Annotated in this window: 22 protein-coding genes and 1 tRNA gene; 10 read left to right on the top strand and 13 right to left on the bottom strand. The window is 70.9% G+C overall.

Annotation, left to right across the window (positions count from 1 at the left end):
• Window positions 1-71: 71 nt before the first annotated feature.
• Window positions 72-713, bottom strand: a complete 642-nt coding sequence (locus ACFWWR_RS11815; RefSeq protein ID WP_384303072.1) for a PadR family transcriptional regulator — start codon at window positions 711-713, stop codon at window positions 72-74.
• Window positions 714-739: 26 nt separating this feature from the next.
• Window positions 740-1288, bottom strand: a complete 549-nt coding sequence (locus ACFWWR_RS11810; protein ID WP_383864560.1) for a DinB family protein — start codon at window positions 1286-1288, stop codon at window positions 740-742.
• Window positions 1289-1468: 180 nt separating this feature from the next.
• Between ACFWWR_RS11810 and ACFWWR_RS11805 the strand changes: the two genes are divergently transcribed.
• Window positions 1469-2062 carry a hypothetical protein gene (locus ACFWWR_RS11805; RefSeq protein ID WP_383864563.1) on the top strand — a complete coding sequence of 198 codons (594 nt, stop codon included), beginning with the start codon at window positions 1469-1471 and terminating at the stop codon, window positions 2060-2062.
• Between the two features lie 165 nt (window positions 2063-2227).
• Here ACFWWR_RS11805 and ACFWWR_RS11800 read toward each other — a convergent pair whose 3' ends face one another.
• Together ACFWWR_RS11800 and ACFWWR_RS11795 are read right to left on the bottom strand one after the other, a co-directional pair.
• Window positions 2228-3688 carry an aldehyde dehydrogenase family protein gene (locus ACFWWR_RS11800; protein WP_384303070.1) on the bottom strand — a complete coding sequence of 487 codons (1461 nt, stop codon included), beginning with the start codon at window positions 3686-3688 and terminating at the stop codon, window positions 2228-2230.
• A gap of 156 nt (window positions 3689-3844) precedes the next feature.
• Window positions 3845-4669: a helix-turn-helix domain-containing protein gene (locus tag ACFWWR_RS11795; protein ID WP_383864713.1), complete on the bottom strand. Its 825-nt coding sequence runs from the start codon at window positions 4667-4669 to the stop codon at window positions 3845-3847.
• Window positions 4670-5034: 365 nt separating this feature from the next.
• On the opposite strand from ACFWWR_RS11795, the gene ACFWWR_RS11790 reads away from it, so the two are divergent.
• Window positions 5035-5520, top strand: a complete 486-nt coding sequence (locus ACFWWR_RS11790) for an ATP-binding protein (RefSeq protein WP_384303068.1) — start codon at window positions 5035-5037, stop codon at window positions 5518-5520.
• Between the two features lie 82 nt (window positions 5521-5602).
• Here the strand turns inward: ACFWWR_RS11790 and ACFWWR_RS11785 are convergent, their stop codons facing one another.
• The 5 genes from ACFWWR_RS11785 to rpmG all read right to left on the bottom strand — a co-directional run bounded on the left by ACFWWR_RS11785 (window position 5603) and on the right by rpmG (window position 8022).
• Window positions 5603-5872 carry a DUF397 domain-containing protein gene (locus ACFWWR_RS11785; RefSeq protein ID WP_383864571.1) on the bottom strand — a complete coding sequence of 90 codons (270 nt, stop codon included), beginning with the start codon at window positions 5870-5872 and terminating at the stop codon, window positions 5603-5605.
• A 320-nt stretch (window positions 5873-6192) separates the two neighbouring features.
• Window positions 6193-6429, bottom strand: a complete 237-nt coding sequence (gene rpsR / locus ACFWWR_RS11780) for a 30S ribosomal protein S18 (RefSeq protein WP_383864573.1) — start codon at window positions 6427-6429, stop codon at window positions 6193-6195.
• 6 nt (window positions 6430-6435) lie between these two features.
• A complete protein-coding gene (locus tag ACFWWR_RS11775) occupies window positions 6436-7596 on the bottom strand; it encodes a CobW family GTP-binding protein (protein ID WP_384303066.1) in 1161 nt (386 codons plus the stop codon).
• Window positions 7597-7600: 4 nt separating this feature from the next.
• On the bottom strand, window positions 7601-7849 hold the full coding sequence (locus ACFWWR_RS11770; RefSeq protein ID WP_383864578.1) for a type B 50S ribosomal protein L31: 249 nt from the start codon (window positions 7847-7849) through the stop codon (window positions 7601-7603).
• Between the two features lie 8 nt (window positions 7850-7857).
• A complete protein-coding gene (rpmG, locus tag ACFWWR_RS11765; protein ID WP_019753828.1) occupies window positions 7858-8022 on the bottom strand; it encodes a 50S ribosomal protein L33 in 165 nt (54 codons plus the stop codon).
• Window positions 8023-8084: 62 nt separating this feature from the next.
• Here rpmG and rpmB point away from each other — a divergent pair, with 62 nt between their 5' ends.
• The 4 genes from rpmB (at window position 8085) to ACFWWR_RS11745 (ending at window position 9878) form a co-directional block, all read left to right on the top strand.
• Window positions 8085-8321: a 50S ribosomal protein L28 gene (rpmB, locus tag ACFWWR_RS11760; protein WP_383864582.1), complete on the top strand. Its 237-nt coding sequence runs from the start codon at window positions 8085-8087 to the stop codon at window positions 8319-8321.
• Window positions 8321-8626, top strand: coding sequence for a 30S ribosomal protein S14 (gene rpsN, locus ACFWWR_RS11755; RefSeq protein WP_383864585.1), 306 nt, complete (start codon window positions 8321-8323; stop codon window positions 8624-8626). Before rpmB ends, rpsN begins: the two co-directional genes overlap by 1 nt.
• Window positions 8627-8710: 84 nt before the next feature.
• A complete protein-coding gene (locus ACFWWR_RS11750) occupies window positions 8711-9238 on the top strand; it encodes a hypothetical protein (RefSeq protein ID WP_383864588.1) in 528 nt (175 codons plus the stop codon).
• 97 nt (window positions 9239-9335) lie between these two features.
• A complete protein-coding gene (locus ACFWWR_RS11745) occupies window positions 9336-9878 on the top strand; it encodes a DUF4232 domain-containing protein (protein ID WP_384303064.1) in 543 nt (180 codons plus the stop codon).
• Window positions 9879-10154: 276 nt separating this feature from the next.
• Here the strand turns inward: ACFWWR_RS11745 and ACFWWR_RS11740 are convergent, their stop codons facing one another.
• Entirely contained in the window at window positions 10155-11264 is a 1110-nt protein-coding gene (locus tag ACFWWR_RS11740; protein WP_383864594.1) for a DUF2786 domain-containing protein, read from the bottom strand.
• A 65-nt stretch (window positions 11265-11329) separates the two neighbouring features.
• On the opposite strand from ACFWWR_RS11740, the gene ACFWWR_RS11735 reads away from it, so the two are divergent.
• The 3 genes from ACFWWR_RS11735 to ACFWWR_RS11725 all read left to right on the top strand — a co-directional run bounded on the left by ACFWWR_RS11735 (window position 11330) and on the right by ACFWWR_RS11725 (window position 14496).
• The gene (locus ACFWWR_RS11735) at window positions 11330-11959 is read left to right on the top strand and encodes a LysE family translocator (protein ID WP_383864596.1); all 630 of its coding nucleotides are present in this window, start codon (window positions 11330-11332) and stop codon (window positions 11957-11959) included.
• 48 nt (window positions 11960-12007) lie between these two features.
• Window positions 12008-12742 (top strand): Clp protease N-terminal domain-containing protein, encoded by a 735-nt coding sequence (locus tag ACFWWR_RS11730; RefSeq protein WP_383864599.1) that lies wholly within the window; start codon window positions 12008-12010, stop codon window positions 12740-12742.
• A gap of 65 nt (window positions 12743-12807) precedes the next feature.
• The gene (locus ACFWWR_RS11725) at window positions 12808-14496 is read left to right on the top strand and encodes a bifunctional 3'-5' exonuclease/DNA polymerase (protein ID WP_384303062.1); all 1689 of its coding nucleotides are present in this window, start codon (window positions 12808-12810) and stop codon (window positions 14494-14496) included.
• Window positions 14497-15105: 609 nt separating this feature from the next.
• Here ACFWWR_RS11725 and ACFWWR_RS11720 read toward each other — a convergent pair.
• A complete protein-coding gene (locus ACFWWR_RS11720) occupies window positions 15106-15999 on the bottom strand; it encodes a glycosyltransferase family 2 protein (RefSeq protein ID WP_384303060.1) in 894 nt (297 codons plus the stop codon).
• 295 nt (window positions 16000-16294) lie between these two features.
• Here ACFWWR_RS11720 and ACFWWR_RS11715 point away from each other — a divergent pair, with 295 nt between their 5' ends.
• Window positions 16295-18289: a GDSL-type esterase/lipase family protein gene (locus ACFWWR_RS11715; RefSeq protein WP_384303058.1), complete on the top strand. Its 1995-nt coding sequence runs from the start codon at window positions 16295-16297 to the stop codon at window positions 18287-18289.
• Window positions 18290-18559: 270 nt separating this feature from the next.
• Here ACFWWR_RS11715 and ACFWWR_RS11710 read toward each other — a convergent pair.
• Both ACFWWR_RS11710 and ACFWWR_RS11705 read right to left on the bottom strand, forming a co-directional pair.
• Window positions 18560-18633 (bottom strand) — tRNA-Thr (locus tag ACFWWR_RS11710).
• 108 nt (window positions 18634-18741) lie between these two features.
• Window positions 18742-20367 carry an alpha/beta hydrolase gene (locus ACFWWR_RS11705; RefSeq protein ID WP_383864610.1) on the bottom strand — a complete coding sequence of 542 codons (1626 nt, stop codon included), beginning with the start codon at window positions 20365-20367 and terminating at the stop codon, window positions 18742-18744.
• Window positions 20368-20380: the final 13 nt, after the last annotated feature.

The following is a 20380-nucleotide window of genomic DNA, read 5'->3' as shown; positions in this document are numbered from 1 at the left end:
ACCCACCCTTCTCTAATCAAACTTGACTACACGAGGAGGGTAATGCCCGAAACCGGATTGGTCAAACTTGATTAGCTTGCATCTCCCGGATGCCGGTCCCCCGTCGCGTACGGGTTCTCCTGCCCCTCCGCCAGGATGCCGAGGAAGGGCTCGCCCTCACCGGCGAAGGTGTAGGCGCCGCCCTCGATGCGGGCGATCAGCCCCTGGGTCCACTCGGCCTCCGCGTCGGCCGTGTGGATCCAGAGGTTCATGATCTCGCCGATGTGGCCGAGCTGCTCCGGGCCGTCCTCGGGCACGTAGTGCGCGGTGACCCCGGAGCGCCACTCCTCGATGCGCCGGATCCGCTCCTTCAGGAGCGCCACGGCCTCGGCGCGCGGCAGCTCGACCATGAAGCCGATGGCCGCCGACTTGACGTCCATCTTCTGGTCGTACGAGGTCAGCGCCTCGCGTACCAGCCTGAAGCACTCCTCGGTGCCGGCCTCGGTGATCTCGTACTCCGTACGCGGCGGGCCGCCCGCCGTGGACGGCGCGATCTCGTGCGCGTGCAGCAGCCCCTGCTTCGCCATCTGTTTCAGGGCGTGGTAGATCGAGCCCGGCTTGGCGTTGGACCACTCGTGCGCGCCCCAGTACTCCAGGTCGTTGCGCACCTGGTAGCCGTGGGCCCGGCCGTGCTGGCGCACGGCGCCGAGCACGAGGAGACGGATCGCTGACATGCGGTCCAGATTAGGCCGCGCCGGGGTCACTCCCAGGAGGTGCCCTGCTCCTTGGCCACCAGGTCCCAGGCACTCGCCCCGTCCAGGGACTCGCGGATGATGTCGGCATGGCCCGCGTGCCGGGCCGTCTCGCGGATCAGGTGCAGGACCAGCCAGCGCACGGAGACCGCCTCGTCCGGGGGGAACCAGGGCTCGTTCGGGAGCGGGAAGGTGTCGTCGAGGCTCGGGACCGCGCGGACGAACGCCTCCGTGTCGGCGGCGACCTTCTCCCAGTACGCGAGGTGCGACTCGACGCTCTCGTCACCCACCAGCTGGAAGCACTCGTGCCAGTTCGACTCGTCGCGCTTCACCGCCGGCGCCTCGCCCTTGGCGCGGGCCACCCAGCCCTGCTCGGTTTCGGCGACGTGCTTGAGCAGGCCGGCCAGGGTCAACTCGCTGGCGCTGGGGCGCGACGAGGCCTGCTCGTCCGTCAGCCCGAGCAGTGCCCGCCGGATGCCGCCGCGCTGCTCGGCCAGGAAGGAGAGCAGTGCGCCGCGCTCGTCGCCCTGGGCTTCCGCGCGAACGTGAGTGACCATGACCGGCCGCCTTTCGTCGGGATCGGGGCCTCGAAGGCCTCCTGACACCGACCAAGCTACGGACCCTTGCGGTCAGCTTCTGTCCGCAATCGGCCGAGAGGGCTGCGGAGAAGCGGGGGCCGCGGTCGATGCGCGCCGCTCGGCGAGGATCATGGCGGCAGACCAGCAGGGGAGGACACCGTGGGCAAGGGATCGAAGAAGCGGCACCCGCGCAAGAAGAAGCCGGGCAAGGGTCCGGCTGCGCCGAGGAAGCCGCTCAATCCTCCCCGGCTGGTCAGATCGGAGTCGCCGCTCGGGGCGCCGGTCGCCGTGGCGTTCTTCGTCCTGTTCTTCGGGCTGCTGCCGTTCCTCGGCGGCGGCTACATGCTGGCCGGGGCCGTCGGCCTGGTGGGGCACCGCGCCGTCTTCACCGCCACGAGTTGCGCGGTGACCGGGACCGGCAAGAACCGCCACGTCGCCTGCGCCGGCAACCTGGTCGCCCCGCGCCGGCCGTCACGGTACGCCTCCATAAGCGCGCAGTTGACGCTGGACCGGGCGACCCCGGTCCAAGTAATGCCCCTGGGCTCACTGGAGACCGTGGGCCCCGCCGCGGTCGCCGGCTGGTCGGCCCTCGCCCTGGGCGGTCTGACCGTCATCACCGCCGGCTCGCTCGCAGCGTTCGCCAAGCGGCTGAAGCCGCCGCCCCGCCGCACGGGACGCCGGCTGCTCCTCGTCCCGGGCTCCCTGACGCTGGCCGCCCTGGTCGCCTACGTCATCGCCAGGGCCGTCACCTGAGGCCGGCCGGCCCTGAGCGACGAAGCCGGCGACGCGGGCCGCATGACCCGGTCGCCGACTCGGCCGTGGCTGTCCTGCGGACAAGACGCCGGCCCTCAGTTGCAGGCAGCCTCGGACAGAGCGGCGGCCTCGGGCGGGGCGGCAGCCTCGGCGGAGCGTCAGTTCTCAGAACGGGAACCCGCTCCGCCCGTGCTGCACCGAGATCCACTTCAGCGTGGTGAACGAGTCCGCCGACGTGTCGCCGTTCAGGCGGCCGATGCCGGAGTGCTTCTCGCCACCGAAGGGGACGAGCGGCTCGTCGTGCACGGTGCCGTCGTTCACGTGGAACATGCCGGTGTCGATCTGCTTGGCGAAGTTCACGCCGCGCTCGATGTCACCGGTGTGGACGGCGCCGCTCAGGCCGTACGGGGTGTCGTTGACGATGCGTACGGCCTCCTCCTCGCCCTCGAAGGGGATGAGGAAGGCGACCGGGCCGAAGACCTCCTGCCGGAGCAGGGCGGAGTCGGCGGGGAGGTCGGTGAGGACGGACGGCTCGACCAGGTTGTCGGTCGTGGTGCCGTGCACGAGCGCCGTGGCGCCCTCGGCGATCGCCTGCTCGACGACGGCGGAAAGGGCGTCCGCCTGGGAGGAGTTGATGACCGGACCGATGACGGTCTCGGGGTCGCGCGGGTCACCGACCTTGAGGGTCTTGACCTTGGCGACGAACTTCTCGGTGAACTCCTCGGCGACCGAACGGTCCACGAGGACACGGTTCGCGGCCATGCAGACCTGGCCCTGGTGGACGTACCGGCTGAACACGGCCGCGTCGACCGCGTAGTCGATGTCGGCGTCGTCGAGGACCACCAGCGCGCTGTTGCCGCCCAGTTCGAGGACCGAGCGCTTGAAGTTGGCGGCGCAGACGGTGGCGACGTGCCGGCCGACCTTGTCCGAGCCGGTGAAGGAGATGACCTTGGGGACCGGGTGCTCGATGAAGGCGTCCCCGATCTCCGCGATGTCCGTGATGACGACGTTCAGCAGACCGCCGGGCAGGCCCGCGTCCTCGAAGATCTTCGCGACCAGGGAGCCGCCGACGATCGGCGTGTTCTGGTGCGGCTTGAGGACGACGCCGTTGCCGAGGGCGAGCGCCGGGGCGACCGACTTGATCGACAGCAGGAACGGGAAGTTGAAGGGGCTGATCACACCCACGACGCCGACCGGGACGCGGTAGAGGCGGTTCTCCTTGCCGTCGACCGGCGACGGGAGGATCCGGCCCTCGGGACGCAGCGCAAGATTGATCGACTCGCGCAGGAACTCCTTGGCGAGGTGCAGTTCGAAGCCGGCCTTCAGCCGGGTGCCGCCGAGCTCGGCGATGATCACCTCGGCGATCTCCTGCTCGCGCTCCTCGATGAGCCGGAGTGCCTTCTCGAAGACCCCGCGACGGGCGTACGGGTTGGTCGCCGCCCATTCCTTCTGGGCACGGGCGGCCGCCTGGTACGCCTCGTCGACCTCGTCGACCGTGGCTATGGTGATCGACGCCAGCTTCTCGTCGTCGAACGGATTGAAGTCGATGATGTCCCAGGAACCGGTGCCCGGGCGCCACTCACCGTCGATGTACTGCTGAGCCAGGTCGGTGAAGTAGGACGACATGTGATCCCCAAATCACTAGCAGACACACGATCAACGTCACGGTCTGATCACACGTCATCGTACTTGCGCCGCAAGCGAGTTGGGGACGGAGAGCAATCTTCTGGGGAGAACCCCGGGAAAGCCGCCGGAGGAGACCGGGAAAGCCGGCCTGGATCCCTAGGAGAGCTGGAGGAGACCCCGGAGGAGATCCCGGCTCTCGTCCGGGCCGGGGCTGTCCTGCTGGAGTTCCTTCAGCGCCTTCTCGTACTGGGCGACGTCCTCGTGCTTGTCCAGGTACAGCGCGCTGGTGAGCTGCTCCAGGTACACGACGTCGGACAGGTCGGACTCCGGGAACGAGAGGATCGTGAACGCGCCACTCTCGCCGGAGTGTCCGCCGAAGCCGAACGGCATTATCTGCAGCCGGACGTTGGGGCGTTCGGAGATCTCGATCAGGTGCTGGAACTGGCCACGCATCACCTCGCGGTCGCCGTACGGGCGGCGCAGGGCGGCCTCGTCCAGGACGATGTGGTACTCGGGGGCGGCGTCATCGAGGAGGTACTTCTGCCGCTCCAGACGCAGTGCCACGCGCCGCTCGACGTCTTCCGCGCTCGCGCCCTTCATGCCGCGCCGGACGACCGCGCGCGCGTACGCCTCGGTCTGCAACAGGCCGTGCACGAACTGGACCTCGTACGCGCGGATCAGGGACGCCGCGCCCTCCAGGCCGACGTAGGTGGGGAACCAGCTCGGCAGCACGTCCGAGTAACTGTGCCACCAGCCCGCGACGTTGGCCTCCTTGGCGAGGGAGAGCAGCGAGTTGCGTTCCGCCTCGTCCGTGATGCCGTACAGCGTCAGCAGGTCCTCCACGTCCCGTGTCTTGAAGCTCACCCGGCCCAACTCCATCCGGCTGATCTTCGACTCGGAGGCGCGGATCGAGTAACCCGCGGCCTCACGGGTGATCCCGCGCGCCTCACGCAGTCGCCTGAGTTGCGAGCCGAGCAGCATCCGCCGCACCACCGATCCGGGCTCTCCCGCGCTCACGTTCGTCAGCCTCCCCAACCGTCTTCAGGGGCCGAAGTCTGCCACTAAAACACTCCGAGCAGTACTCGTCCGATTACAGAGATGGAAAGAAGTCACTTCATCCACACAGCGGATGGACAGGTTCTGGGAAGGACTGGGCAAGAAGAGGGGGAGAAGATGGCGGAAAAATTGGCCAACAAGCGGTACGGGAGGGTCCAATTCGGTCACCTGCACGTGCATCTGCCCTTGCATCTGCTGTACGCATCCGAAACCATGGTCCCGCGCAACCGCTGCATCGCAACGACCGCGAACTCCCGGGAGTGCCTCGCATGGGGACGAATGGATCGACCATGCTCGAGCCGTTACGGCAGGGCCTTCCGCCGCTGGACCCCGCGGCTGTGTCCAGCGCCGCCTCCTGTGCTCTGCCCGCCCGCTACGAAGCGGTGCGCGAGGCACGGAAGTTCACCCGCAGGACGCTGGACGGGTGGGAGCTGGGCGAGCGTTTCGACGATGTCTGCCTGGTCGTCTCCGAACTGGTGACGAACGCGCTGCGGCACGCGCTGCCGGCCAACACCCCGCGCGTACCCGAGCAGAGCCCGCCCGTGCGGCTGCACCTGATGCGGTGGACCGAGCGGCTGGTGTGCGCGGTGCGCGACCCCAGCCAGGACAGTCCCGTCGCCCGCGAGACCGACGACTTCTCGGCGGAGTCCGGCCGCGGACTGTTCCTCGTCGACTCCTTCAGCGACAGCTGGGGCTGGCACCCGCTGGCGGGCACGCTCGGCGGCAAGGTGGTCTGGGCACTGTTCCGGCTCCCCCAGCCGCCGTCTCACGAGTGACGCACCGAGGCGTTTTCTGACGCCGGTTGTCTACGCGCGTTACGGGGTGCAACCGAGACATTACGGTCCGGCGCGGCCCGCTTCAGCTCGCTATCAGGTGGTCGAACTCGCCGTCCTTGATGCCGAGCAGCATCGCCTCGATCTCGGCGCGGGTGTACACGAGCGCCGGGCCCTCGGGGAAGCGGGAGTTGCGTACGGCCACCTCGCCCCCGGGAAGACGGGCGAACTCCACGCAGGAGCCCTGCGAGTTGCTGTGCCGGCTCTTCTGCCAGGCCGCGCCGTCCAGTCGGGGGGCCGGCATGCCGTTGTACACGCCGGACGCGTCTTCAACGTCGTACACGTCGTGGTCCACAGGTCGCTCCCCGGTGGTGCACTGGCTGGTGAGGCCATTGATGCAGTGGTCAACTTGACCCGGATCATAGCCCTGTTCATGTGCAGACGCATGGGCGGATGCATCTGCAGATGCACGTGCACGCGGGGTGTTCCTGCGATTACAGCTCTGACGGACGTCCTGCCGATGCCGCGTGCGCCGAGGCTTGTCTTGGAACATGCGCCAAGGCCTGCCTTAGAAAGAGACGCATCCCGCGGCATTCGTGTTCCATCGGCCGGGCGTTGGCCGGAAATGGGCCGCCGCCCGGCCGTGGGTGGTGGAGCGGTGCCGGCAAGCAGACGTCAGCGGCTGGAGTACGGCAAGAGTGCCATCTCCCGCGCGTTCTTGATCGCGCGGGCCAGCTGTCGCTGCTGCTGGGCGGTGACGCGGGTGACCCGACGGCTGCGGATCTTGCCTCGGTCGGAGATGAACTTCCGCAGCAGATCGGTGTCCTTGTAGTCGACGTACGTGATGTCGGCCTGGTCGAGCGGATTCGGCCGGTTCTTGGCGGGCTTGCGGTCCATCTTGCGGGGCGGCATGGCGGGTCAGACCTCCAGGAAGGTGTCGAAGGCGGGCGGCAGGCGCTTCCAGGCGTCGCGCCCGGCGGCGTACTCGGCGTCGGTCAGCAGGCAGGACTCCAGCAGCGCCTCGAGTCCGTGGCGGTCGAGGCCCGGGGACGTGAAGACGAGGTGCTGGCAGCAGTCGCCGTGTTCGGGGTGCCAGTCCAGAGCGGCGGCGGCGCGGCGCACCGGAGGGACCATCTCCCAGGCCGCGTCCGGCAGGGAGGCGAGCCAGGGGCCGACGCTCTCCACGCACAGCGCCCCGCCGGCCGCGTCCCAGTGCAGCAGCGAGTCCGGCTTGTCGGCGAGCCAGAACCGGCCCCGGCTGCGGGCCGCGGCGCAGGTGATGTCCTCCAGTGCTTCGTACAGGCGCTCCGGGTGGAAGGGGCGGCGCCGGTGCCAGACGAGGGTGGCGACCCCGTGCGCGTCGGCCTCGGCGGGCAGCAGGGCGCAGGCGGGGTGCTGGGCGGCCGCGGCGGCTTCCACGTCGAAGCCGGCGAGGGCGGCGCGGGCGAGCTCCCCTTGAGCGCCCGCCGGGTCGCCGTGGCCCAGCACGACCTGACGGGCCGTCGGATGCAGCTGGGCCAGCAGCTCCCGGTCCTCGTCGTCGGCCTCCGGGGAGTCGGCGAGGGCGAGGACGGGGGCGTACTCCAGCTGCCGTGCGAACGTGTCGGCGACCGTCCGCTGGTCGGTGGCCGCGGCGGCGAGGCCGCGCTCGGCCAGGTCGTCGCCGTTGGCGAGGTACGGCAGGACGAGCGCCGGGTCGACGGCGGTGATCACGCCGGTGACGGTGAGCCCGCCGGACGTGACCACCTCGGCCATGGCCTTGGGCTCGACGGAGTCCCACAGTTCGACGACCGCGAGGCGCGTCAGACCTGCCTCCGCGAGCCGGCGCAGCTCCGGCACCAGGTCTTCCCGGAGCGCACAGCACGCACAGTCGTTGACGAGCGGCGCCTCGCCGGCGGACAGGATGCCGGAGGCGTCGCGGATGGTCCGTACGACGGTGCCGGCCGCGGCGGTGGCCAGGTCGTGGTGGAGTACGACGCTGCCGGGCACGTCGGCGAGCAGCTGGTCGACGGCCGCCTGGCGGGCGTCGGCGTGCAGCCCGCCGACGATCACGACGGGGAGCGCAGAAGGCACAGCCACCTTCCTAACCCTGCTTTCCGTACCGGCGCTCGAAGCGCTCGACGCGTCCGGCGGTGTCCAGGACGCGGGCGGTGCCCGTGTAGAAGGGGTGGCTGACGTTCGAGATCTCGACGTCGACGACCGGGTAGGTGTTGCCGTCCTCCCACTCGACCGTTTTCTCGCTGGTCATGGTCGAGCGGGTGAGGAAGGCGTAGTTCGCGGCCCGGTCACGGAAGACGACGGGACCGTACTGGGGGTGGATTCCGTTGCGCATGGCGGTGGTCAGCGCTCCTCTCGGAAGTCGACGTGGCGGCCGACGACCGGGTCGTACTTGCGCAGGGTCATGCGGTCCGGGTCGTTGCGGCGGTTCTTGCGGGTCACATAGGTGAAACCGGTCCCGGCGGTGGACCGGAGCTTGATGACCGGGCGGAGTTCGTTGCGAGCCATGCTGGTACCTTACTGAAAATGAATTCCATTTACATCACCGCTTCGAGAGAGGTGCATCACCCGTGTCCGCCCACTGCATGCTGACCGGCGCCCGGCCCGGTTTCGGCAACCGCATCTCCCACTCCCACCGGCGCACCTCGCGGCGCTTCGACCCGAACATCCAGTCCAAGCGCTACTGGCTGCCGAGCGAGGGCCGGCACGTACGGCTGCGGCTGAGCACCAAGGGAATCAAGACCGTCGACACGATCGGCGTCGAAGCGGCCGTGGCCCGGATCCGGGCCCGAGGAGTGAAGGTCTGATGGCGAAGAAGAGCAAGATCGCGAGGAACGAGCAGCGGCAGGAGATCGTCGCGCGGTACGCCGCTCGCCGGGCCGAGCTGAAGGAGATCATCCGGCGGCCGTCCTCGACGGAGGCGGAACGGCTGGACGCGCAGCGGGAGTTGCGCCGGCAGCCGCGGGACGCCAGCGCCACGCGGGTACGCAACCGCGACCAGGTGGACGGGCGGCCCCGCGGCTACTTCCGTGCCTTCGGGCTGTCCCGGGTGGGTCTGCGTGAGCAGGCGCACGCGGGGTACCTGCCGGGCGTTCGCAAGTCGTCCTGGTAGGCCCCGTTACGCACTGGTAGCTTGCTGCGGTCCGTCCGGCCGTCCCGGCCGGCGGGGCGACCGGCTACAGCTTGGGAGCTTCCAGTGACTTCTGCGACCTTCTCGCGTACCGCGGCGCGGCGGTGGATGCGGAGCGCGGCGGCTGCCGCGTCCCTGGCCGGTGTGCTCACGCTGACCGCGTGCAGCGGTGACGGCGGCTCCGGCGAGGAGAGCTCCGCCGAACCCAGCACGACCGCGAGCGCGAGCGCGGACACCGGCGGCACGAGCGGCGGCAGCGAGGGCGCCACGGTCGCGTCCGACGGCCTGGAGGGCAGCTGGCTCGCCACCACCGACGGCGACGCCGTGGCGCTGGTCGTCACCGGCACCAAGGCCGGGCTCTTCGCGACCGGCGGTGCCGTGTGCAGCGGCACCGCCGGCAAGGAGTCGGGAGCGGAGATGATCCGCCTCACGTGCTCGGACGGCAGCAAGGACCGGGCCGAGGGGACGGTGGACTCGATCGGCGAGTCGACGCTCGAGGTGACCTGGAAGAGCGGTCTCGGCAAGGAGACGTACACCAGGTCGGAGGGCGGACAGTTGCCGAGCGACCTGCCGACGGCGAGCCTGGGGTCCTGACCGCCGTCTCCCGGAGGGGCGGGCAACCGCTCCACGGTTCTCATGCGTGATGATCCATGCACCGGACCATCGGCATCACACTCCCCAGAGGACCCTCATGCGCACCGCCCCCGCCCTCGCCGTCACCGCCCTCGCCGCCGCCCTCCTCCTCACCGCCTGCGGTGACGACGGCGGCAGCGGCAGTGAAAAGGACGACACGAAGACCAGTCAGGGCAGCACCGCCTGCAAGATCGACGAGGTGGCCGTCGAGGTCGGTCCCGCCAACGCCGCCCCTGCCGCCGGGGACACCGGCAGCGTCCCCGTCACGATCACCAACAGCGGCGCCGCCTGCACGCTCGACGGCCTCCCCACCGTCGACCTCTCCGCGGGCGACACCTCGAAGAACGTCCCCGCGGACCCGGCCGCCGACTCCTCCCAGAAGCTGACCCTCGCGAAGGACCAGGCCCTGTCCTTCACCATCACCTATGTCCGGGGCGAGTCCGGCGGTGCGAAGAGCCTGGCCGCGAAGACCGGAAAGTTCAGCCTGCCCGGGGCCACGGCCACGCACGGCTTCACCTGGTCGTACGGCGACGTCGCGTTCAAGAGCGGCGGGAGCGAGCTCGACGCCTCGGTGAGCGGGTTCCAGCAGGTCGGCGACTGACCTGGCAGACCGGCGCGAGGCCGGGTTCGACTGACCCTGCCGACAGATGCGAGGCCAAGTCAGTCGTACGGCGACGTCGCGCTCAAGAGCTACGGACGTCAACTCAACGCCTCGCCGAGCGGTTCCAGCAGGCGGCGACTGACCTGGCGGACGGTGCGAGGCCGGGTCAGTAATACGGAGACCTCGCGCTCAAGAGCTACGGGCGCGAGCTCGACGCCTCGGTGAGCGGGCTCCAGCAGGTCGGCGACTGACCTGGCAGACCGGCGCGAGGCCGGTTCAGCCGAGCGGCCGGCGCGCCCGTACCTGGGCACGGTCGGCCGCCTGCGAGCCCTCTGTCCAGCCCGCCTCGTCGCTGACGCCGCGCAGGCGGGTGGTGGTGGTCTCCGGGAACATGCGGTCCATGCGGTCGGTGACGGCGACCTCGCGGGTGGCGAGGACCGGGAGCAGGTCGTCGCTCACCTGCGTGCCGGCGGCCGCGGCCAGGCGGGTGCCGACGCGGTGGGCGTAGGCCGCGAGGAAGGACTGCCGGAAGGTCTTGGTCCGCCTGCGGCCGCCCGCGCGCTGGGCCGCCTCCGCCTTCGCCATCGCGGACTGGGCCTGGACGAGCAGTGAGGTGTAGAGCAGCTCGACCACCTCCAGGTCCGGTTCGAACCCGACGACGGTGGAGAAGCCGAGGGGCTCGTTCCACACGGCCCGGCAGTGGTTGGCCGCGGCGACCGCGTCCAGCAGCACCGCCTTGGCCTGCTCGTACGGCGGCTCGACACCGACCCGGCAGGCGCCGGGCGCGTCGGCCGCAGGCGCCCCGGCCGCGAGCAGCGCCTCGTCCACGCTGTGCCGGGCCATCAGCTCCTGCGCCTTGGCGCTGAGCGCTTCGGCCTCCTCCGGGAAACCGGTCGCCTCCGCCTTGGCGAGGAGGGCGCGGATACGGGTGAGCATGCGGGAGTCGGATGTGGGGTGGTGCCGGGCGGCGGGCTCCTCCAGGGGCTCGATGCCTGGCAGGCTCAGCAGGAGGCGGTACAGCTCCAGGACGGTGGTGGCGTAGGAGAAGCGGTCCGTGCGGGACGGCGCCTCGGCGGCTTCGGCGGCCAGTTCGTCGAGCTGCGCCGTCCAGCGGGGGCCACGGGGACGGTCGTACGACGCCTGGGAGCGGATCAGCACGGACAGCACGCGCGCGTGCAGGTCGTCCAGCTCGCGCCGCACGATCCGTACGACGTCGGCGGGCTGCCAGCCGCGCCGCCAGGCCGTCGCCACGAACTCCTGGCCCCGCCGGTCGAGTTCGGCGTCCGCCGCGGGATCGGCCGCGAGGAGGGAGGCGCCGGTGTCCAGGGCGGAGTCGGTGTCGGCGTAGAGGGCGGCCTGGAAGGCGCGTTCGACGGTGCTGGTCACCGGGCGATCGTCTCATCCCCCGAAACTCGATCGCCGCCGTGTGTCCGGGCTTCGAGCATGGCCGCATGGTGGACATGTCTCTCTACGCGGCCTTCCTCGTCGCCGCCTTCGCGCTCTGCGTCACGCCCGGTCCCGACATGATGTTCATCGTGGCGATGGGCGGCCGGGGTGGGCCCACAGCCGGGGTGATGGCCGCGTTCGGCGTGGCCTGCGCCATGCTCGTGCACACGGTGGCCGCGGCGCTCGGCCTGTCGGCGCTCTTCCTGACGCTGCCGACGCTCTATCACGTGCTGCGCTGGGTGGGCGCGGCCTATCTGCTCTACCTGGCGGTGAAGGCGTTCCGGGACCGGTCGGTGCCGGGCGAGGAGGGGGCCGCGGGGGCCGGTTCGGGACTGCGGCGGGCCTTCTGGCAGGGCGCGGCGACCAATCTGCTGAACCCCAAGGTGATCCTCTTCAACGTGGCGTTCCTGCCGCAGTTCGTGGATCCGTCGCTGGGGCACGTCCAGGGTCAGTTCCTGCTGCTCGGCTTCACGATCGTGGTGATGGGCTTCCTGTGGGACGGCTTCGTGGGCCTGCTCTCGGGGCGACTGGCGTCGGTGCTGCGCCGCAGTGCGCGGCTGAACCGGGGGCTGAACGTCCTCTCCGGGACGGTCTTCGCGGGGCTGGCGGTCCGGCTCGTGGCGACGCCGAAGTAGTGTCAACCTGAGGTTGACACCACCTCCCTGTCAACCTACGGTTGACGCATGACGACGAACCCGAACATCACGTCATCCGTACGCCTCGACGACCTCATCGCGGCCATCAAGAAGGTCCACACGGACGCCCTCGACCAGCTCCAGGACGCGGTGATCGCCGCCGACCATCTCGGCGAGGTGGCCGATCACCTCATCGGTCACTTCGTGGACCAGGCCCGGCGCTCGGGCGCGTCCTGGACCGAGATCGGCAAGAGCATGGGCGTGACCCGGCAGGCGGCACAGAAGCGGTTCGTGCCCAAGGAGACCGCGGACCTCGATCCCAGCCAGGGCTTCGGCCGCTACACGCCACGCGCCCGCAACGTGGTGATGGCCGCCCACAACGAGGCCATCGCGGCCCGCAACGCCGAGGGCCGCCCCGAGCACCTGGTCCTCGGCCTGCTGGCCGAACCGGAGGGCCTGGCCGCCAAGGCGATCACCGCGCAGGACATCCTCCTGGACTCCGTACGCCAGGCAGCCACCGCCGCACTGCCGCCTGCGGCCGAGGACGTCCCGGAACTCGTCCCCTACGGCTCCGACGCCAAGAAGGTCCTGGAGCTCACCTTCCGCGAGGCCCTCCGCCTCGGCCACAACTACATCGGCACCGAGCACATCCTGCTGGCCCTGCTGGAGTTCGAGAACGGCCAGGGCGTGCTCTCGGGCCTCGGAATCACCAAGGAGGCGGCGGAGGAGAACGTCACCGCCGCGCTCGCCACGATCAAGGGGAAGCTCGACGAGCAGGACTGAGCAGGGCCGGACCGGTCCGAGCAGGTCGGAGGCCGTTGTCAGACCCTCCTGCCACACTCGCAGTCATGGCCGACCGGTGGGCTCTCGCGCCGGCCGAGGACGGTGGCGTGGAGATCGCCCCCCTCGGCCCCGGCGGGCTGCTCGCCGGGCCGGTGCGACGGGCGGCGGACCCCGCCGAGGCGGTCCGGAGCCTGCCGGACGTCCCGCGCTGGGTGTGGCGGTCGACGGCCGAGACGTATCCGCGTCTGCTCGCCACGGGGGTGCGAGTGGAGCGGTGCTACGACGTCGAGGACGCGGAGACGCTCCTGCTGGGCCACGAGGGGCGCTCCGGCGAACCGCGCTCGGCGGCCGCCGCCCTGGCCCGGCTGCGCGGCGGCCCGGTACCGCCGGATCCGCCGCAGCGTTCCGCCGAACCGGGCTCGCAGTCCCCTCTCTTCGAGCCGCAGTACGTGCACCTGCCGCTGACGGACCTCGTAGAGGTGTACGCCGAGCAGCAGCGCCGGCACGACGCCACCGCGCACCCGGACCGGATGCGGCTGCTGACGGCGGCCGAGTCGGCGGGGATGCTGGTGGCCGCCGAGATGAACCGGGCCGGACTGCCGTGGAGCGCCGAGGTGCACCGCCGGATGCTGCACGAACTGCTCGGCGATCGGTACGCGGGCGGTGGTGAACCCCGCCGCCTGGCCGAACTCGCCGACGAGGTGTCCACCGCCTTCGGCCGCCGGGTCCGCCCCGACCTGCCCGCCGACGTCGTCAAGGCGTTCGCGCAGGACGGCATCAAGCTGAAGTCGACCCGGCGCTGGGAGATCGAGTCGGTCGACCATCCGGCCGTGAAACCGTTGATCGAGTACAAGAAGCTGTACCGCATCTGGGTCGCGCACGGCTGGTCCTGGCTGCAGGACTGGGTGCGCGAGGGCCGCTTCCGGCCCGAGTTCCAGGCGGGCGGGACGGTCACCGGCCGCTGGGTGACCAACGGCGGGGGTGCGCTCCAGATCCCGAAGGTCATCCGGCGAGCCGTGGTCGCCGACCCCGGCTGGCGGCTCGTCGTCGCCGACGCCGACCAGATGGAGCCGCGCGTCCTCGCGGCGATCTCCCGTGACCCCGGCCTGATGGAGGTGGCCGGCCGGGAGAGCGACCTGTACCAGTCCGTCTCCGAGCGCGCCTTCTCCGGCGACCGCGCCCAGGCCAAACTCGCCGTGCTCGGCGCGGTCTACGGCCAGACCTCCGGCGACGGCCTCAAGAACCTCGCCGCCCTCAGACGCCGCTTCCCCAAGGCGGTGGCGTACGTCGACGACGCCGCCCGCGCGGGCGAGGAGGGGCGGCTCGTACGCACCTGGCTCGGCCGGACCTGCCCACCGGCGGCGAGAACGGGCGACGACGCCTCCGAGGAGGCCGGCATCCCCCTCGCGGAGGACGAGTCCGATGGGGACCGGCAGTGGGTGCCCGGGTACGCCTCCAGCAACGCCCGCGCCCGGGGCCGATTCGCCCGCAACTTCGTCGTCCAGGGCAGCGCCGCCGACTGGACGCTGCTGCTCCTCGCCGCGCTGCGGCAGGCCTGCGCGGGCATGGCGGCCGAGCTGGTCTTCTTCCAGCACGACGAGGTGATCGTGCACTGTCCCGAGGCGGAGGCCGAGACGGTCGTGACCGCGATCCGGGAGGCATCGGACCTGGCGGGTCGGCTGACCTTCGGCGAGACGCCGGTGCGGTTTCCGTTCACCACGGCGGTGGTGGAGTGCTATGCGGACGCCAAGTGATCGACGGCTCTTGGTGGGCCTCTACGGTCGCGGGTCTCGGTGGAGGCGGACCCCGGCCGTGACGGCCTGGACGGTGGCGGGACCTCAGCGGTCGCGGGCGGTCTGGGATCGCGGCGCTCAACGGAGGCGGCCTGGACGGTGGCGGGCCGAGGGCGGTGACCAGCCCCGGCGGCCGCGGGCTCGGCGCCGCACCGCTCGGCTGTGCGGGGCGTCGGCGGTCGCGGCGATCGGTGATCGCGGGCCCAAGCGGTGACAGGCCCAGGCGGCGACGCGCCTCGACGGTGGCGGGCCCCAGCGGCGACCGCCCTCGGTGGGGACGGGGCCTGGCGGGCACGGGGCCTCGCGGGCGGGAGCCTCGACGGTGGCGGGCCCCGGCGATCGCGGTCCCCGCGGTGACGGGGCCTGGCGGGCACGGGGCCTCGCGAGCACGGCCCCGGCGGTCACGGGCCCAGGCGGGCGCGGCGTTCAGTAGTCGCGGGCCCCGCGGTGACGAGCCCCGGCGATCGGGGCGCCCGGCGGTCACGGGCCCAGGCGACGACGGGCCCGGCGGTGACCGGCCCCGGTGGGCGCCGTGTGTCGTGCCCCGGGCGCAACCCCGTCCGACCGGCGTCAGATGACCGGGGGCCGTCCCAGTCGGCTGAGCTGCCAGACCGTCCGCCAGCGCATCGGCCGACGTTCGCCGGCAGGTTCCCGTACGCCTTCGAGGAATCCGCCGAACCAGGCGCGCAGTCCGGCCGCCGACCGCACCCGCAGCAGCGTGAGCAGCGTCCACACACCCAGGTGCACGGGGATCAGCGCGAGCGGCAGCCGGCGGCGGACCAGCCACACGCGGTTGCGGGCGTTCACCCGGTAGTAGATGGCGTGCCGGGCGGGCGAGGTCTTCGGGTGCTGGAGCAGCAGCTCGGGGGCGTACAGGATCCGCCAGCCGCCGTCGGCGGCCCGCCAGGCCAGGTCGGTCTCCTCGTGGGCGAAGAAGAACTCGGCGGGCCAGTCGCCGATCTCGGCGAGCATCGCCATGCGGAAGGCGTGTCCGCCGCCGAGGAACCCGGTGACGTACCCGCCGTGCATCGGATCGGCGGAGCCGACGCGGGGGACGTGCCGCTGCTGGGTCTCCCCGTTCTCGTCGGCGATGCGGAAGCCGACGATGCCGAGGCGCGGGTCGGCGGCGAACAGTTCCGCCACGCGGCGCAGCACGTCGGCGTCGACGAGGAGCCCGTCGTCGTCGAGTTCCACGACGACGTCGACGTCCCCGAACTCGCGCAGTCGCGCCAGCGCCACGTTCCGTCCGCCGGGGCAGCCGAGGTTCTCCTCGACGTCGATGGTGGTGACCTCGCCGGGCAGAGAGAGCCGCGCGCCGAAGTCGGGCAGCCGGCAGCCGTTGCCGACGATCACGATGCGTGCCGGAGCGAGATCCTGCTTGGCCACGGACTCCAGCAGCGCGTCCACTTCGGCGGGCCGGTTGCCCATGGTCACCACGGCGACACCGATCCTCGGTTCCCGCACGTCCTCACCCCGTCCCGGCCGACAATCGCGCTCGCGATGCTAGCCGTTCACGATAAGGACCTCTTAAGTACGCCTGCGGCACCGGGTCCCTTCACGACCGTGACAACGAGCCCGGCGCAGCGATTACGGACGTCGTGGTCCGGGTGCTTCCAGACACGCCGAAGTCACCCTTGCGGGTGGCCCGACGACTCCGCCGCCGTCGACCGGGCGAGAGCAGTCTGCGCGATGTCTTGACGTGTACTTGGCATGATGGGTTCATGGGAGCGCTCCCACATCCGGTGCGAGAGGAACCCCCATGCAGACCTCCCCCCACCCGGCCGCCCCCCGCACAGCCGCACGAGCCCTGGCCGCCGCCCTGACGGCCGTACTCGTCGCCTGCCTGCTGTCCATGACCGGCGTCACCCGAGCCCACGCCGCGCCCGGCGACGGTTCGGTGTCCGACCCCAACATCGCCTACGTCGGACGCTGGGACACCAGCTCGGCCACGACGGCCGTGGCCAACTGGACCGGCGCCTACGTGCAGACATCCTTCACCGGCACCACGGTGAAGGTGAAAACCAGAGACGCGGTTAACTTCTACGCGAGCATCGACGGCAAGCCCGACGTCTTCTACGCGGGCGTGCGCGGCACGGTGAACCTCACCCCCCAGCCCCTCCCCTCGGGAACCCACACCCTGCGGATCTCCTACCGCTCCGGAGACACCGCCTTCCAGGGCCTGGTCCTGGACTCCGGCGCCCGCACGGTCGCCCCGAACACGTCGGCCGGGCTGATCGAGTTCGTCGGCGACTCCATCACCGCCGGAGCCCTCACCGACCGGCTGGCGCTCGACTCGTACGCCTGGAAGACCGGCGAGCAGTTGGGGATGCGGCACACGCAGGTCGCCCGCTCCGGCTACTGCCTCGTCGCCCAGTCCGGGTGCACGGGCCTGAGCAGCCAGTTCTTCAGGCTGGCCAGCACGGGCGGCACGAACTGGGACTTCTCCCGCTACCAGGCGAGCGCGGTCGTCATCAACCTCGGCACCAACGACATCGGGCACGGTGTGACCGGCGCCGCGTTCCAGTCGGCGTACACCACGTTCCTGCGGGACGTCCGCGCCAAGTACCCGAACGCGACCCTCTTCGCGGTGCAGACCCTGAAGAAGCGCTACGTCACCGAGACCAGGGCGGCCGTCAGCGCCCGCACCGCCGCCGGTGACACGAAGGTGCGCTACGTCGACACGACGGGCTGGCTCACCGACGGCGCCGACTACGAGGACGGCAACGGACACCCCAACGAGGCGGGCCACACCAAGTTCGCGGCCCGTCTGGCCCCCGTCATCGGCGCCGCCACGGCCCTGTCCACCAAGGCGGCGGCTCCCGGCCAGCCCGGCGACCCGAACATCAAGTTCGTCGGACGCTGGGACACCACCAGCTCCACCACCGCCTACACGCCGTACTGGGCGGGCGCGTACTACCGCGTCGGCTTCACCGGCACGACCGTCAAGCTCAAGCAGCGGAACACGATCGACTTCTGGGCGCGGATCGACGACGGGCCCGTGAAGTTCTACGACGACGTCAAGGGAACGGTGAACCTGACCCCGACGACCCTGCCGGCCGGCCGCCACACGCTCCAGGTCAACTACCAGGTGGTCGCCGGCTCCTACCGCGGTGACGCCGTCTTCCAGGGGCTCGCCCTCGACAGCGGCGCGACGACCTTCGCGCCGCCCGCCCCGGGCAAGCTGATCGAGTTCGTCGGCGACTCGATCACCGTGGGCACGACGACCTCGCAGAACGCCCGTACCGCCTACGGCTGGCTGATCGGGGAACGGCTGAACACCGAGCACACCCAGATCGCCCAGGGCGGCGCCTGCCTCGTCGCCGCCGCGGACGGGTGCGTGGGCCTGGAGCAGCGGTTCACCAAGCTCAACCCGAACGCGTCGACACCCGACTGGAGCTTCTCCCGCTACCGGGCCGACGCCGTCGTCATCAACCTCGGCACCAACGACGTCGGACACGCGGTGAGTTCGACACAGTTCCAGGCGGCCTACACCAGCCTGCTGCGCAAGGTGCGCGCCGCCTACCCGCAGGCCTGGATCTTCGCGTTGGAGACCTTCCGCGGACGGTACGTCCCGCAGACCGAGGCCGCCGTCGGCGCGGCGGTTCAGGGCGGCGACTCCCGGGTCTCCTTCGTCGACACCACGGGCTGGCTGAGCTCCGGCGACCTCACGGACTCGGTGCACCCCAACGACCAGGGCCACCGGGTCATCGCCGACCGTCTCGCACCAATCATCGCCGCAAGGATCGGCACCTGACGAGCCCTGTCTTGGCCACGCCGCCCACGCGACCAAGTCCGTCTTGTCCGTTTCATGTGCGGCGGGCACGTTGAGGACCAGTTGAGGACCATGAGTGACACGCCCGGCGCGGACTGAGCACGGATGGGCACCGGAGCCGCCACGGCCACTATCAGCCCCACGGCACCGTCACGGACTGGAGCGAGGGGACCCGGCGGCTGCTGGGCCCCTCGCCTCGGCGTAAAAGCAAAAGCCCCAGATCACGGCGAGTGAGTTCTGGGGCTTCCACAGAGCCGCCTTCGGGATTCGAACCCGAGACCTACGCATTACGAGTGCGTTGCTCTGGCCATCTGAGCTAAGGCGGCACGCCGTCCGCACCATGGTGCGATCAGCAACGGAGGAAAGTCTACACAGTTTCCGAGGGTGCTCCGTACCGGCCCCGGAGGCAGGATCCCCGGGGCCGGTCGGCGGGGTTATGAGCAGCGTTTTCCGTCCGTCGGAGGGATTCCGCGGAGCAGGTACGCGTTGATCGTGGAGTCGATGCAGGTGCTGCCCCGGCCATACGCGGTGTGGCCGTCGCCCTCGTAGGTGAGGAGGCGGGCGGAGGAGAGCTGGGCGGAGAGGCTTCGGGCCCAGCGGTAGGGCGTGGCCGGGTCGCGGGTGGTGCCGACCACGACGATCGGGGCCGCGCCCTTCGCCTCGATGCGGTGCGGCTCGCCCGTCGCCCCGACCGGCCAGTACGCGCAGTTCAGGGAGGCCCAGGCGAGGCCCTCGCCGAAGACCGGGGAAGCCTTCTCGAAGGCTGGGAGGTCCTTGCGTACCTCGTCCGGGGTGTCGAAGGCGGCCGGGAGGTCGAGACAGTTCACGGCGGCGTTGGCGAACATCAGGTTCTGGTAGCGGCCGTCGGCGTCCCGCTCGTAGTAGCTGTCGGACAGTGCCAGCAGGCCCGCGCCGTCGTTCTCCCTCATCGCCGAGGTGAGGGCCTCGCGCAATTGCGCCCAGGCACCCTCGTCGTACATCGCCGCGATCACGCCGGTGGTGGCGAGGGATTCGCCGAGCCTACGGCCGTCCGCGTCGCCGGTGGGGATCGGGCGGGCGTCCAGCTTCTCGAAGAACGCCTTCAGGTTCCGGCCGACCTGGTCGGGTCTCGTGCCCTTTCCGCCCAGCGGGCAGTCCGGCTGCTGCACGCAGTCCTTCGCGAAGGACTGGAACGCCGTCTCGAAGCCCGCCGTCTGGTCGAGGTTCATCCGCCGTGCGGGCAGCGAGGGGTCCATCGCGCCGTCCAGGACGAGGCGACCGGACCGCTCCGGGAAGAGACCCGCGTACGTCGCCCCGAGGAACGTCCCGTACGACGCCCCCACGTAGTTCAGCTTCGGGTCGCCCAGTGCCGCCCGCACGATGTCCATGTCCTGGGCAGCCTCGACCGTGGACACATGGCGCAACAACCGAGGCGAGCGGGCGCCGCAGCCCTCCGCGAACTCCTTGTACCCGTTGACGAGTTGGGTGGTCTCCCGCTCGTCGTCGGGTGTGGCGTCCGTCTGCGTGTAAGCGTCCATGTCGCGCCCGCTGAGGCATTCGACGGGCTCGCTGCGGGCGACGCCACGCGGGTCGACCGCCACCATGTCGTAACGGGCGCGGACCTCTGCCGGGTAGCCGATCCCGGCGTACGCCTGCACGTAACCGATCGCCGAGCCGCCCGGCCCGCCCGGGTTGACCAGCAGCGACCCGAGTCGCGTGCCCGGACCCGTGGCCTTCTTGCGGGTGACGGCGAGCCGGACATCACCGCCGTCCGGCTTCGCGTAGTCGAGCGGCGCCTTCAGCGTGGCGCATTCGAAGCCGGAGACTCCGCAGGAACGCCAGCTCACCTTCTGTCCGTAGTACGGAGCGAGGGCGGCCGGCGTGGCCTGCGGCAACGCGGCGAGCGCCGCCTGCGCCCCCGCGCTGCCAGAACCCGTCGCGCTGCCGGGCGAGCAGGCGGTGACGAACAGTGCGGCGGCGAGGAGTACACCGCCGGTACGGGCTCTGCGCGCCGGGGAGTGCCGGACGGGCGGATCGGTCTGGCCCGCCGGGAGGGGGCGGAAGCTGCGCCTGATGTGCATCGACCGAGCGTAA

The sequence above is a fragment of the Streptomyces sp. NPDC058678 genome, from assembly GCF_042714835.1.
GTDB lineage: Bacteria > Actinomycetota > Actinomycetes > Streptomycetales > Streptomycetaceae > Streptomyces.
This window is presented reverse-complemented; position numbering and strand designations above follow the sequence as displayed.

Excerpts from the sequence above, each read along its gene's own strand:
- ACFWWR_RS11815 (WP_384303072.1), bottom strand. The coding sequence starts at position 713 with ATGTCAGCGATCCGTCTCCTCGTGCTCGGCGCCGTGCGCCAGCACGGC.
- ACFWWR_RS11810 (WP_383864560.1), bottom strand. The coding sequence starts at position 1,288 with ATGGTCACTCACGTTCGCGCGGAAGCCCAGGGCGACGAGCGCGGCGCA.
- ACFWWR_RS11800 (WP_384303070.1), bottom strand. The coding sequence starts at position 3,688 with ATGTCGTCCTACTTCACCGACCTGGCTCAGCAGTACATCGACGGTGAG.
- ACFWWR_RS11795 (WP_383864713.1), bottom strand. The coding sequence starts at position 4,669 with ATGCTGCTCGGCTCGCAACTCAGGCGACTGCGTGAGGCGCGCGGGATC.
- ACFWWR_RS11790 (WP_384303068.1), top strand. The coding sequence starts at position 5,035 with ATGCTCGAGCCGTTACGGCAGGGCCTTCCGCCGCTGGACCCCGCGGCT.
- rpsR (WP_383864573.1), bottom strand. The coding sequence starts at position 6,429 with ATGCCGCCCCGCAAGATGGACCGCAAGCCCGCCAAGAACCGGCCGAAT.
- ACFWWR_RS11770 (WP_383864578.1), bottom strand. The coding sequence starts at position 7,849 with ATGCGCAACGGAATCCACCCCCAGTACGGTCCCGTCGTCTTCCGTGAC.
- rpmG (WP_019753828.1), bottom strand. The coding sequence starts at position 8,022 with ATGGCTCGCAACGAACTCCGCCCGGTCATCAAGCTCCGGTCCACCGCC.
- rpsN (WP_383864585.1), top strand. The coding sequence starts at position 8,321 with ATGGCGAAGAAGAGCAAGATCGCGAGGAACGAGCAGCGGCAGGAGATC.
- ACFWWR_RS11745 (WP_384303064.1), top strand. The coding sequence starts at position 9,336 with ATGCGCACCGCCCCCGCCCTCGCCGTCACCGCCCTCGCCGCCGCCCTC.
- ACFWWR_RS11735 (WP_383864596.1), top strand. The coding sequence starts at position 11,330 with ATGGTGGACATGTCTCTCTACGCGGCCTTCCTCGTCGCCGCCTTCGCG.
- ACFWWR_RS11730 (WP_383864599.1), top strand. The coding sequence starts at position 12,008 with ATGACGACGAACCCGAACATCACGTCATCCGTACGCCTCGACGACCTC.
- ACFWWR_RS11725 (WP_384303062.1), top strand. The coding sequence starts at position 12,808 with ATGGCCGACCGGTGGGCTCTCGCGCCGGCCGAGGACGGTGGCGTGGAG.
- ACFWWR_RS11715 (WP_384303058.1), top strand. The coding sequence starts at position 16,295 with ATGCAGACCTCCCCCCACCCGGCCGCCCCCCGCACAGCCGCACGAGCC.
- ACFWWR_RS11705 (WP_383864610.1), bottom strand. The coding sequence starts at position 20,367 with ATGCACATCAGGCGCAGCTTCCGCCCCCTCCCGGCGGGCCAGACCGAT.